Annotated in this window: 10 protein-coding genes; 7 read left to right on the top strand and 3 right to left on the bottom strand. The window is 54.5% G+C overall.

Translation table 11 applies throughout. The annotated features are described in order from the left end of the window. Positions 1–555: 555 nt before the first annotated feature. From prfB to BMY01_RS04300, 7 genes are all read left to right on the top strand, one after another. Positions 556–1,660 (top strand): peptide chain release factor 2 gene (prfB, locus tag BMY01_RS04335; protein ID WP_139176710.1). Its coding sequence is split into 2 segments (ribosomal slippage): positions 556–636 and positions 638–1,660, totalling 1,104 coding nucleotides; the frame shifts between segments, so codons are not numbered across the junction. A 15-nt stretch (positions 1,661–1,675) separates the two neighbouring features. Next, the gene (gene lysS, locus BMY01_RS04330) at positions 1,676–3,199 is read left to right on the top strand and encodes a lysine--tRNA ligase (RefSeq protein WP_074744670.1); all 1,524 of its coding nucleotides are present in this window, start codon (positions 1,676–1,678) and stop codon (positions 3,197–3,199) included. 527 nt (positions 3,200–3,726) lie between these two features. Next, a complete protein-coding gene (locus BMY01_RS04320; RefSeq protein ID WP_074744666.1) occupies positions 3,727–6,132 on the top strand; it encodes a heavy metal translocating P-type ATPase in 2,406 nt (801 codons plus the stop codon). Positions 6,133–6,186: 54 nt separating this feature from the next. Then, positions 6,187–6,396: a heavy-metal-associated domain-containing protein gene (locus BMY01_RS04315; RefSeq protein ID WP_074744664.1), complete on the top strand. Its 210-nt coding sequence runs from the start codon at positions 6,187–6,189 to the stop codon at positions 6,394–6,396. Continuing rightward, a complete protein-coding gene (locus BMY01_RS04310; protein ID WP_254772601.1) occupies positions 6,380–6,691 on the top strand; it encodes a metal-sensitive transcriptional regulator in 312 nt (103 codons plus the stop codon). The genes BMY01_RS04315 and BMY01_RS04310 overlap by 17 nt, the downstream gene beginning before the upstream one ends. A 68-nt stretch (positions 6,692–6,759) precedes the next feature. Then, the gene (locus BMY01_RS04305) at positions 6,760–7,491 is read left to right on the top strand and encodes a c-type cytochrome (protein ID WP_074744660.1); all 732 of its coding nucleotides are present in this window, start codon (positions 6,760–6,762) and stop codon (positions 7,489–7,491) included. Further along, entirely contained in the window at positions 7,488–8,777 is a 1,290-nt protein-coding gene (locus BMY01_RS04300) for a c-type cytochrome (RefSeq protein ID WP_074744658.1), read from the top strand. Before BMY01_RS04305 ends, BMY01_RS04300 begins: the two co-directional genes overlap by 4 nt. A 54-nt stretch (positions 8,778–8,831) precedes the next feature. On the opposite strand, the gene hpnA is transcribed toward BMY01_RS04300, so the two are convergent. The 3 genes from hpnA to BMY01_RS04285 all read right to left on the bottom strand — a co-directional run bounded on the left by hpnA (position 8,832) and on the right by BMY01_RS04285 (position 13,376). Continuing rightward, positions 8,832–9,824, bottom strand: a complete 993-nt coding sequence (gene hpnA / locus BMY01_RS04295; RefSeq protein ID WP_074744656.1) for a hopanoid-associated sugar epimerase — start codon at positions 9,822–9,824, stop codon at positions 8,832–8,834. A gap of 343 nt (positions 9,825–10,167) precedes the next feature. Further along, entirely contained in the window at positions 10,168–11,811 is a 1,644-nt protein-coding gene (locus BMY01_RS04290; protein WP_074744654.1) for a MutS-related protein, read from the bottom strand. Between the two features lie 233 nt (positions 11,812–12,044). Next, positions 12,045–13,376, bottom strand: coding sequence for a TolC family outer membrane protein (locus BMY01_RS04285; protein WP_254772600.1), 1,332 nt, complete (start codon positions 13,374–13,376; stop codon positions 12,045–12,047). Between the last annotated feature and the right edge of the window lie 171 nt (positions 13,377–13,547).

Raw genomic sequence — 13,547 nt, 5'->3', positions numbered from 1 at the left:
CGGATTCTTGTATTCCCTGCAACAGAACGCATACCACGTGCAAAGGTTAAATTCGGATTCACCTGATGACTGCAAATTTACGGTCTCTCTATTTCGCGAATCATTTATGGCTTTTAAGGAATAGTTAGTCACGGTGTAGACCGATGCTTCCGCGGTAAAGCCTGGCATTTTTATGATGCTCATTTCATACCTCCTTTCGATTGATTGAATTTAATAGTCGTAGTAAAGCGATCCGCAAAGGTATGCCGTCCGTCTCCTCGAAAACGTCGATGGAGATGACACTCGTTTGACGTGCCAAGACTTGCCGAGAATATTTCATTTTTTATCCGGTCAGACTCACTCTTATGTGGGCATGTCTCGAAGATGCCAACTCCCGTTATTAATATAGGCATACCACGACGCTCTAGCAGAGCGATTTTTGGGCGACAAAAACTTCCGTCATCAATACATCTGTATCTGGTCCAGTCGGAAATCATACGCCTCCCAGCCTGAGGCAGCACGCTGCTTCCTGTATAATTCCCTTTTATTCCCTTCATACTTTGAAAGCATTTTTTCATGGAAGCAGAACACGTCAACGCTCTCACTTACCAGCTCGGCGATCTGGATAGCCGGGCAGCAGAACTACGGAGGTATCTTTGACTTCGATACCCAGAAAACACGCCTGACCGAGCTTAACCGGCTGACGGAAGACCCGGCTGTCTGGGATGACAACAAGCGTGCCCAGGAATTGGGGCGCGAAAAAAAAATCTTGGAAAGCGTCGTCATCAACCTGGAAACAATCTCCCGCCAGCTACAGGATGCGCGGGAGCTGTTCGAGATGGCGGAAGAAGAGGATGACGACGCCACTCTTCAAAGCGTGGCTCGCGACATCAGTCATTTGGAAAAAGCAGTGTCGGACATGGAATTTCGACGTATGTTTTCCAATCCCATGGATACGAATAACTGCTTCGTGGATATCCAGTCCGGTTCGGGCGGCACTGAAGCGCAGGACTGGGCTGCCATGTTGGAGCGCATGTATTTGCGTTATTGCGAGCGCCGCGGCTACGGAGTGGAAGTAATGGAAGAATCACCGGGCGAAGTGGCGGGAATCAAGAGCGCGAGCCTCAAAATATCGGGTGAATATGCCTATGGCTACCTTCGAACCGAAACCGGCGTCCATCGCCTGGTGCGCAAATCGCCGTTCGATTCCGGCAATCGCCGTCACACCTCGTTTGCAAGCGTATTCGTCTATCCAGAGGTGGATGAAACCATCGAAATCGATATCAACCCGGCAGACCTGCGGGTTGATACCTTTCGTGCTTCCGGCGCGGGTGGCCAGCACATCAACAAGACTGACTCGGCGGTGCGGATTACGCATAACCCTACCGGTATCGTCGTTCAATGTCAGAGCGGTCGTTCCCAGCATCGTAATCGGGCGGATGCGATGGCGATGCTGAAATCGCGTCTTTATGAAGCGGAGCTGCGCAAACGCAATGAGGAAAAGCAGGCGATAGAAGATACGAAAACCGATATCGGCTGGGGACATCAGATCCGCTCCTACGTGTTGGACCAGGCGCGCATCAAGGACTTGCGGACGGGGGTGGAAAGCGGTAACACCCAGGCTATCCTCGATGGGGATCTGGATGATTTTATCGAAGCAAGCTTGAAACAAGGCGTATAAGAGGACCGATCGAAGATGGATGAGGCTTTAGAGAAAGATTCGGAGGAAACGAATCGGTTTCAGGCGGAGATCAGGCTCGTCGAGGAGCGGCGAGCAAAACTGGATGCGCTGCGTGCAACGGGCAATGCCTTTCCCAATGACTTTCCCCGCGAACATTTTTCGGCGGACCTTCATAACGCGTATAGCGAACATCCCAACGAAACGCTGGAGGCAGAACCGATGCCCGTGCGCGTGGCTGGCCGCATGGTCCTCAAGCGGGTCATGGGCAAAGCAAGCTTTGCCACCCTGCAGGATATGGGTGGTCGCATCCAGCTTTACATTGCAAAGGATGTAGCAGGCGACAGCGCTTATGATGCATTCAGGCATTATGATCTTGGCGACATATTGGGCGCAGAAGGCACACTGTTCAGAACCCGCACCGGGGAATTGTCGGTACGGGTGACGAACCTGAGATTGCTCACGAAATCGCTGCGACCGCTGCCGGAAAAATTTCACGGTCTGACCGACCAGGAGCAGAAGTACCGGCAGCGCTATCTCGATCTCATCACGAATGAAAGCAGCCGTAAGGTGTTTATCGCGCGCTCTAGGATCATCCAGGCCATCCGCGAATTTCTGGTCGGGCATGGCTATCTGGAAGTCGAAACGCCCATGATGCACCCTATCCCCGGGGGTGCGGCCGCACGCCCTTTCATCACGCATCACAATGCGCTGGACATGCAGTTGTATCTGCGTATTGCACCCGAGCTCTATCTCAAGCGTCTGGTAATAGGCGGACTGGAAAAAGTATTCGAAATAAACCGCAGCTTCAGGAACGAAGGGATTTCCACACGGCATAACCCCGAATTCACGATGCTGGAGTTTTACGAGGCCTACCGGGACTATGCATATCTGATGGATCTTACCGAAGCCCTGTTGCGGGAAGTAACGCTAAAGGTGCTGGGCGCTACCAGATTCACGTATCAGGAGCGCGAGCTGGATCTGGCCCAATCCTTCGAGCGGCTCACCATCACCGAAGCTATTCGGAAATTTCATCCCGAATATACCGAGGCGCAGCTCGACGATCGCGCATTCCTGATCGACAAATTGCAGGAACTCGGAATTCCTTATAAACCCGAGGACGGCGTAGGCGGATTACAGCTTACCCTGTTTGATGAAACTACCGAGCATTTGCTGTTCGACCCTACTTTCATTGTCGATTATCCGGCGGAAGTCTCACCGCTTGCGCGCCGCAACGACAGGAATCCGGCAATAACCGACCGGTTTGAGCTTTATATAGCCGGGCGTGAGATTGCAAACGGATTCTCGGAGCTGAATGATCCGGAGGATCAGGCGGCGCGCTTCCTCGAGCAAGCCAGGGCCAAGGAAGCAGGCGATGCGGAAGCCATGCACTACGACGCCGACTACATCCGCGCACTCGAATACGGCCTGCCTCCTACCGCGGGAGAAGGTATCGGCATCGACCGGCTGGTCATGCTCCTGACCGATAGCCCGAGTATCCGCGATGTCATTCTGTTCCCCCAATTACGGCGGGAGGATTGAATATCCGGCTCGTTTTCGGCTGTCTAGGGTCTGTTTTTTGAAAAACTGCGTAACAAATACGCTCTTCAATATACTCTTCAGGGGCTGAACTGCTCCTGACCTCATCTGGCGGAGCTTGAGCTTTGCTCAACGCTGCTGGATTCACCGTTCCCGGACTTGCTTTCCCCAAGCTTGTCCGCATCGGAAAGCACATTTCATCCTTCGCCATCTTTTTCAGGCCGAAAGATGAAATCGCCTGCCTGAACCTTTTACTCCATTCCCTGCCAAAGTTTAGATACCATGCCCGGGTATTTGCAATCTGTGGGGCAAAATGAAGGGTTCATTGAATTCGCATTGAGAAAATCCGGAACACATCACAAACCCTTGCAGGTCTGTCGTATGCGGGATCAAATGTACGAAAGGCAGGCCATCCCGAGGGATGTGACGGCTAAGGGGGTGTAACAATTAAGGGAATTTGACAACCGAAGGGATTTGACATATACCCCTATAGGGTATAAAGTTTGGCTGACCGTTTTGGAGGCGCCATCATGAGCTCTCTTACTCTCAGGCATATCGAACTCCCCATCGAAGGCATGACTTGTGCGGCATGTGCGACCCGCATCGAAAAAAACCTCAATAAGCTCCCCGGCGTGCAGGCAGCAGTAAACTTCGCCAACGAAAAAGCACGGATCGAGTTTGACGCTTCGGCCACTCAACCGGAAGACCTGATCCATTCGATCGAAAAAGCAGGTTTCCATGTCGCCCCTCAGTCGGTGCAGTTGCAGATCACTGGCATGACCTGTGCGGCATGCAGCGCCCGGATCGAGAAGGCATTGAGCAAGCTTTCGGGTGTTACCGCCTCCGTCAATCTGGCAACTGAAACAGCGCAGGTCAATTACAACCCTGCCGTGGAAACAGTGGAAGATATCATCAATGCTGTCGTCAAAACCGGTTATGGAGCCCGGGAACTCAGCGATACCAGTCGTGCCGAAGAAAAAGCCCGCAAGCTGGCTGTCTATCAGGCGGAGCTTCGCATGTTTTGGATTTCCATGGCATTCAGCGCGCCGCTGCTGATGCAGATGGGGCCGATGTTCTGGGGCGGTGAGATGGAACTGCTGCCGCGCTGGCTCCAGCTGCTGCTGGCCACGCCGGTACAGTTCTGGATAGGCAAGCGCTTCTATGTAGGTGCCTGGCACGCATTGCGAGGCGGGGGCGCGAATATGGATGTCCTGGTCGCGCTGGGCACCAGCATGGCTTATCTTTTCAGCGCGGTGGTTACGTTGCTGGGGTTGGATCAGCATGTCTATTTCGAAGCGAGCACGGCCATCATCACTCTGGTGCTGCTCGGCAAATTGATGGAAGCGCGTGCGAAAAGCAGGACTTCCGCTGCCATCGAGGAACTCGTCAAGCTGCAACCCAAGACAGCGCGTGTGGAACGCAACGGCGAGATCATCGAGGTGGACGTGAGTACGCTCAAGGTGGGCGATATTTTTCTGGTTCGCCCGGGCGAGAGCCTGCCGGTAGACGGCGTCGTCCTCGAAGGCGCATCCAGTGTAAACGAAGCGATGCTGACGGGGGAAAGCCTCCCCGTGGCGAAGCAGGCAGGCGCCACGGTATACGCCGCTACTGTAAACCAGCAGGGCATGCTGAAATGCCGTGCTACAGGCGTCGGCGCACATACCCAACTCGCCGCCATTATTCGCCTGGTTGAGGAAGCCCAGGGCTCGAAAGCGCCTATCCAGCGCCTCGCGGACACCATATCCGGTATCTTCGTGCCAATCGTGACTGCCATCAGTGTCCTGACTTTTATCCTGACGTGGTGGCTGGCGGGTAACTTTGTCCCGGCCCTGGTCAGCGCGGTGGCGGTGCTGGTGATCGCCTGTCCCTGCGCCCTCGGACTGGCGACCCCGACAGCCATCATGGTAGGCGTGGGCCGCGGCGCGCAGAGCGGCGTGCTGGTCAAGAATGCCGCAGCGCTCGAGCATGCCGGAAAAATCGAGACGCTCATCCTGGACAAGACAGGGACGCTCACCGAAGGGAAACCCGCGCTTACAGATATCGTTCCTGCCGGATCCTTTACAGAACGAGAACTGATGCGTATTGCGACAACCCTTGAACAGGGTTCGGAACACCCTCTGGCAAAAGCAGTCATGGAATATGCCAGTAAAACGGGTATTCAACCCGAATCTGTAACGAATTTTCGGGCTATCACCGGCAGTGGCATCGCTGGCAATATTGGCGATATGGGGTATATTCTCGGCTCACCTGGATTCCTGCGGGAACACGGGGCGGGGGTTGATGAGAACGCGGTATCCGCCCTCCAGTCCGAAGGCAAGACGGTTATCGGTCTTGCCGCCGTGAATACGCCTTCTGACAAGGAACCCGCCCAGGTGCTGGGCTATCTCGCCATCGCCGACCAGCTCCGGCCAACTTCAGCACGGGCGGTGGAGCGATTAAAAGCGATGGGTATCGAGGTTGTGATGCTCACTGGCGACAATGCGCCAACCGCGGCTGCAATCGCAGGCCAGGCGAGGATAACCGCGTATCGGGCCGAAGTGCTGCCACAGGACAAAGCCACAGAGGTGGGTAAGTTGAAGGAAAGTGGCAAAGTTACCGGCATGGTGGGCGATGGAATCAATGATGCGCCCGCACTGGCAATGGCTGACGTAAGTTTTGCCATCGGCGCGGGTTCGGACGTTGCGATCGAGGCAGCCGACATCACCCTCATGCGCGATGATTTGATGAGTGTGGTCGACGCCATCTCGCTTTCACGCAGGACATTGGGAAAAATCCGGCAGAACCTTTTCTTTGCCTTTTTCTACAATGTGCTGGGCATACCGCTTGCAGCGATGGGTCTGCTCAATCCTGTCATTGCAGGTGCGGCGATGGCAATGAGCTCGGTGTCGGTGGTAAGCAATTCGCTGTTGTTGAAGCGCTGGCGAGCGAATGCCTGAGCTTCATCACCTGATGAGAGGCTAATAACCTCAGCCAACCAAAGGAGGCAGAAAATGCAAGCAGAAGTCGTAAAAATCAAAGGAATGACCTGCATGGGCTGTGTCAATAGTGTGAAGAATGTGCTGGAAAAGATACCTGGCGTGAGCAATGCAAATGTCTCCCTGGAACAGCAACAGGTGACCATCGAGTATGATGCTTCCAAGGCTCATACCGATCAATTCAGGGAGGCAATCAAGGATGCGGGCTTTGAAGTCGAAAACTGAGAAGAAACCTTGCCACACGCCAACTGCGGTGGTACAGCCGGATAAGGAAGCGTTGATAAAACGGCTCAACCGCATTGAGGGTCAGGTGCGCGGCGTGGCGAAAATGATCATGGAAGACCGTTATTGCGTCGACATTCTGAACCAGGTATCCGCGCTTCAGTCCGCGCTCGACGCTGTCGCGATGCGTCTGCTGGAAAATCATACCCATGGCTGCATGCAGAGCGCGATCAAGTCGGGAGACGGAGACACAGCAATCGATGAGCTGATGACAGTGGTGCGCAGATTTGCCCGCTAGCGTAATCCCGATCGAGGATAATTTTTTATTGCAACCGTCGCAATCCCTTATAAGAAGAGCCTCTCACAATGAGTCCTCCTATCCTCGTTAAATCAGCCCTGATCGCCTTGCTGTTGATCGGGTTGCCTGCTGTAGCCCGCGAGATTCCAGACACAACGGAAGAACGTGTGAAGGCATGCATCATTTGTCATGGCCCGGAAGATAAAAAGGGTAGAGATGAATATTACCCTCGCATCGCCGGCAAGCCGGAAGGCTATCTTTTCAATCAGTTGCGGAATTTTCGGGATGGCCGCCGCCACTACCGCCCCATGGCCCTGCTGCTCGAAGGCCTGCCCGACGCCTATCTGTGGGAGATGGCCGAATATTTTGCCTCGCTAAAACAAGCCTTTCCTCCACCTGAACCAATGCGGGCTTCATCGCCCAAAGTCAAGATAGCGCGCAAACTGATCGATCATGGTGACGCAGGCCGGAATATACCGGCCTGCGTCGGTTGCCACGGCAAGGATTTGATGGGGATAGCACCATTCATTCCCGGCCTTCTTGGTCTACCACGCGTATATATCATGGCCCAGTTCGGCAACTGGCAGCATGGGGCGCTGATGCGCGGGCGGACGCCCGACTGCATGTCGGAAATAGCAAAGAAGCTTACCACCGAAGAGGTAAGCGCTGTTGCCATGTGGCTGGCTGCGCAACCTGTTCCGGAGTCGGACGAGAGGCACGCTGGCGCGGGAGCAGAACTACCCAAAAGGCTGGCAAGACGCTGCGCCAGCATCATTCCACAAGCGAACGCTCCCAAATGAGATACGGTTTCGTCACAATCCTGATTGCCGGGTTTACCGGCTTGAGCATTTTGCTGACACCCCCCGTTACGCTGTCACCCGCAGCTGAAAAGCCGGAGGTAGCGGAGATACGCGATACTGCCGAAATCGAGGCGCAACGAGCACGCGGTGCTTATCTGGCACGCATTGGCAACTGTCTCGGTTGTCACACGGCCTATAGCGGACTCCCATACGCTGGAGGACACCTCCTCGATACTTCGATCGGCATATTCATCACGCCTAATATCACTTCTGATAAAGAAACGGGTATCGGCCTCTGGAGCGAGGAAGATTTCTGGCGGGCTCTCCATAGCGGCAGGGGGCGCGATGGAAATCTCCTTTACCCGGCATTTCCGTATTCGGAATATACCAGGGTATCGCGCGAAGATTCCGATGCCATCTTTGCCTACCTTCAATCGCTTCCACCCGTGAGGCAGCGCAATGCGCCCAACCGCATCAATTTCCCTTTCAACTGGCGTCCACTGCTGCAGGTCTGGCAGCTTATTTATTTTTCTCCCGGCATATATCTTCCTGACACGCTGCAGGATGACGAATGGAACCGGGGGGCCTACCTCGTGCAGGGGCTCGGGCATTGCAACGCATGTCATACCCGGCGCAACCTACTGGGAATAAGCAAAGGAGATATCCTGGGAGGAGGTCAGCTCATGGGTTCAAACTGGTATGCGCCATCACTGACTTCCCTGCAGGAAGCCAGTACCGCGGATTGGCCGATCGAAGACATTACGCGATTGCTAAAAACCGGATCCGCTTCGCGGGCTGTGACTACGGGCCCGATGGCGAATGTTGTCAGCCAGAGTCTCCAGTTCCTGACAGAAGACGACGCACGCGCCGTGGCGAAATATCTGAAGTCTTTGCCCGAAACCGAGCCTCGCTCCCGTGGAATCGCCCCTCCTCTTACCGAAGAAGTCGATAAGCAACTTAAAAAAGGGGGACAGATTTACGAAACCTATTGCCAGGACTGTCATGGAAATCTGGGGGAAGGCGCACTGGGAAGCTATCCGGCACTTGCCGGCAACCGTGGAGTGACAATGGCATCCCCGACCAATGCGATCCGCAGCGTTCTCAATGGCGGATATGCTCCTGTCACCGAGGTCCAGCAGCGTCCCTACGGAATGCCGCCATTTGCGCAAGTGCTGCCCGACAAGGAGATTGCACTGGTACTATCGTATATTCGTAACTCATGGGGCAACCGGGGAAGCCTCGTTACCCCGGAACAGGTGGACAGAAGCCGAAAAGGCGCACAGTAGAACGTGCCGGCTGGTCCCCCTCGCCATTATCCGTGAGTCGATGAAATATCCGGGCTAGCCACAGTAACCGTTTGCCTGGAACCAGTTCATTGCATCCTCGAGCGCAGCCGCAGCCGGGCGATAGCGATAACCCAGTTCTCTTACGGCCTTGTCACTGGAGTAGAACATCTTTTTCTTTGCCATGGAGACGCTGTCCACGGTAGCGCGCGGCTCAACCTTGGTAACGGCGGACATTTTTTCCATCAACCAGGCAGCGGGCACCACCAGCTTGACGGGAAGGCCAAGCCGCCTGATCCGCTTGCCTCTTATCTCATCGATTTTCTGCAGAATCTGCAGCAAGGTCATGTTTTCCCCCCCGAGGATGTAACGCTCGCCAGGTTTTCCATGCTTGTATGCCAGCAGATGGCCTTCAGCGATATCGTCAGCGTGCACGATATTCAAGCCGGTATTCACGTATGCCGGCATTCGATTACGCAATGTATCCACTACGAGGCGGCCGGTGGGGGTTGGCTTGATATCACGCGGTCCTATCGGCGTGGAAGGATTGACGATGACCATGGGCAGGTCATGTTCCCGGGTCATCTGCTGAACAATTTCTTCAGCCATAAATTTCGATCGCTTGTAGTGTCCGCACATCGATCCCAGGCTGGACGGCGTATCTTCGTTGGCAGGAACGCCATTTTCAGCCGTGCCCAGTGTCGCCACACTGCTGGTATAGACCATGCGTTTCATTCCAGCTTCGGCGGCTGCAAGAACCAGTGCCCGGGTTCCCTTTACATTGATTTCGTACATGGTGTCCGGATTGGGTACCCACAGGCGGTAGTCTGCTGCCACATGAAACAAGTTATCGCACCCGGCGACTGCCCGTTTCAGCGAGGAAGCAGAACGCAAATCACCTTCCGAAATTTCAACGGGCAACTTATCAAGGTTTCGCCGGTCGCTTCCCGGCCGGACAAGACAGCGCACCTCATGGCCCGCTTCAAGTAAACAGCGCGTTACTGCGGAGCCGACAAATCCGTTGGCTCCGGTTATTAAAGACTTAGTCATATCTGACCCTTTCGACGTCTGGATTCAGTGCGAACCTGCGAGCAATCACTCGCTTTGTTGTCATTCAGTTATGAATGCTGCTCCTGTCAGAGCCCACCACAGTTTGCAATGATCGAGGATCAGATGGCGGCGGACCCAATCCGCAGAGGCGTTGCCGCGAGGCGTTGCGCACTCACACAGCCTTCCATTTGAGGAAGCCAAGTGAGGTTCTTTATACGGGAATTCTGGATAATTCAGCAATAGCTCATTATGTCTGAATCAGAACAAGACGAAGCGTTACAAAGAACAAAATGCGGTCAACAGTATAAAATCTCTCTTCGCTCCACCTGCTAATCCCCTTCAATTAGCTGCGGCTGGCCAAGTGCTTTTCCACATCTTCCTTACTGAAACCCAGTGCAGCCGCAACCCGATCTGCATGACTCACTCGGGAAACACCCGGAATCAGTCGGTAGGTCGGACCCTGTGGCGAAAACTCACCCTGGAGATAGCGGCCTATCCCCTTGTCCTGCAAGCGCTCGCACAGTTCATGGTTATGGGTAACCAGCAAGGTGCTTGCGCCAAGCTTGTAAAAACCAGCGAGAACATACTCTGAGAGTTCCATCTTCTCTTCGAACGTCGTTCCCTCAGAAAGCTCATCCAGCACGACGAGACTGCGCGGCGTGGAATTGAAGAAAATTTCGCGCGTACGTTTCAACTCATGGCCAAAGCGCCCCATACCCTCATCCAGATGGCCGGGGTCCGGTACCTGGTAGAAAATATGCTCAGCCAGCACCAGACGTCCGACAGCAGCGGGAATATAGCAACCTATCTGTCCCAGCAGTTGAATCTGGACGACTGTCTTGCAATACGCAGTTTTACCGCCGCTGTTGGGCCCGGTAATGACCAGCAAGCGGCCGGCATCATCGAGCGAAACATCATTCGGCACATAATTGGAGTTGGCCCTCGCGAGTACGGGATTCCGCGCTTCCGTGACTTCCAGTGCGTGCCGCTCGCTTTCCGATATTTCCGGCAAAGTCATCTGGCCGCCGAAGGCTACTGAATAGCGATGGAAGGATAGCAGCTCGTCGAGCATTCCTAGCACATCCACCAATCGCGCCAGTTCAGGACTGTGCTTGAACAGCTTGCGCAGTGGATAAATGACAGTATCGCGATCGGAGGCGGCAATTGCAATCAGAACAACGGGCAAAATCGGCACTGCCAGCACGAGTATCCCATAGCCGAGATAAGCGATACCGAAACTCGCCAGCAATCCTTGAAAAAAATAAAGCGCCGCACCGAGCGCAGCCACAGCGAAAAATACCGGAATCGGCTTGAACATGGAGGGCGTGAAGCGCGAGAGCGGCAGATAGCGCGGCTTTTCTTCCCGGGTCTTGAATTTTCCTTCGGAGACATAAACAGGTCCGCGCATCAGGGAATAGATCCTCGATTTGCCAAAGTCGCGAACAGCCTGGAATAGCTCCCGCAGATAAGCGCTTTGCGGCTGAGGTAGAATTTCCACCGTCTCGACCATGTCGATCGCAAACCCCGTGCCATCGATGAACTGATGGTAACCGTATCCGCTAAACTCCATTTCATCTTTACCGCCCCTGGAATTGTCTACCGCAATTCCCCCGGTAAAAGTACCGTAGAGTAAATGATAAAGAGACTGCTCTCCCTCTTTCATCGTATCGACGAAGTGCTGAAGCGCTTCACGAAGCATTGAATTTGACGAGAGTTCCCGTACTGCTTCCTGTTTCTTTTGAATCAGCGCCGCATCTGTCTCTGGCCGCGCAAGCGAGCGATAGAGCACCGATTGCCCCGCATGAGTAATAGCGTGATTGACCGAATCGAATAATGCATCGGCTTCGATTGCATCGAACGTTTTCGCATCCAGTACGCCGTAGTCGTCTTCCTTCGGCCGAGTGTCTCGAATACCGCTGGGCTTCTGACTGCTGGAGAGAACAGGTTTTTGATTCCAGTAGGAATTGGGAGCAGAGGACGAATTCATGATCAGGAATGTTGGATTGATCAATTTCCGGGATAAGATTGGCAACCTTCCTGAAATGAGGGATGTCCGGAGGAGAAGACGACAGTGGCCTGAAAAACAGTTACGGCAGCGTAGCATCCCTTTGGTGAAAGGCCTGCTTCGGGGCGCCCATCGGGGTGCATGGCCACCTTTCACGTTTCAGTGAGAAAAGGCGATATCTTCCCCTGAAAATCTACCACCTAGGCAGCCGCCCGTCAATGCGCGGCAAGCGGTGGCTGGAGGAGGCCTGGGAATTGTGGCCGGAACAACACATCGTTCACCTCCTTCAAATCCTCCTCGTCCAGTTCTCCCGCCTCTGCCTTCAACCGCAATCGTGACATGAGAAAATTGTAGCGCGCCTGCGCGAGGTCTCGCCGCGCGGAATAATACAGTTGCTGTGCGTTCAGCACGTCCACCTCGGTTCGGACCCCTACTTCCTGGCCGAGTTTGGTGGAATCGACCTGGCTCTGACTGGATACCAGCGCCTGCTTCAGCGCCGTTACCTGCGCAATGCCGTTGGTGACATTGAGATACTGCTGGCTTACCTGCAGTACGCTGTTGCGCCGGGTATTGTTCAGGTCCTGCAACACCTTTTCCTGGATAGCCACTGCTTCGCGCACGCGCGACTGCACGGCAAAACCCTGAAACAGCGGAAAGCTGAGCTGTACCCCGATTTCTTTGGATGTCAGGTCAATGGGGCGCCCTGTGATCGTACCCCCCACCCCTTTCTGGTCACTGTATATCGCAACGAGATCGAGTGTCGGATAATGTCCCGCCTGAGCCCGTTCAACGTCCTTCTTTGCAATCTCGTACACCGCCTCCTGGACTTTCAGCGCGAGATTGTTCTGTTCAGCTACGCTGATCCAATCCTGCATCCTGGGGTACTTCAGCGTCAGCAGATCGGAGGGTGTCTCCGTGGGATGGGCCAGATCTTCCGGTATCCGCCCGATGATCTGTTCGAGTGTTCGTTTACGCACTTCAAGTTCGTTCAGCGCGCCTATTTCCAGCGCAGCCGTCAGATCGAAACGCGCCTGAGCTTCGTGAGTGTCGACGATGGTAGCAGTCCCGACTTCGAAGTTGCGCCTTGCCTGCGCCAGTTGCTCGCTGATGGCTTTTTTCTGTGCCTCTGCAACCTCCACGTTTACTTCTGCCAACAGAATATCCAGATAAGCCTGCGCTACACGCAGGATCAGATCCTGCGCTGCCATGATGAACTCCGAATCGGCCTGCGCAACCTGAAGCTTCGATTGTTCGTAGATCGCGAAATTCTCCTTGCGATAAATCGGCTGGGTTGCGGTAATGGTCAGGCTCTGGTTATCGATGACAACTTCGGATGGTCTGACGGCCACACCCGTTCCGGTCGCCGTTCCAGTTCCCCCGATTCTTTCTATATCAATCCACTGCCGCCGGCGCACCCCCGCAAGCGTAACCGTGGGCAGCAGGCCGGCCCGGCCCTGGGGCAGTTTTTCCTGGGCGGCCTGGTGCGTGAAGCGGGCTGCGCGAAACTGCGCGTCATTTTCCAGCGCTTCATGATAGATGTCCATCATGTCCGCAGCCTGCAGCGGAGTGCTCAGCGCTCCGATAAACAGGAGCGCATGGACGTACATCGCAATTTTGGATTTAATTCCGGATTGCCTTGCGCTGCGTGGAAGGAACATCTTTGTTGACTACAGTTAAAGATAGACGGATAGCTATAGGAAGGTAGCAATGGATACGTC

The organism is Nitrosospira multiformis (genome assembly GCF_900110185.1).
Lineage (GTDB): Bacteria > Pseudomonadota > Gammaproteobacteria > Burkholderiales > Nitrosomonadaceae > Nitrosospira > Nitrosospira multiformis_A.
This window is presented reverse-complemented; position numbering and strand designations above follow the sequence as displayed.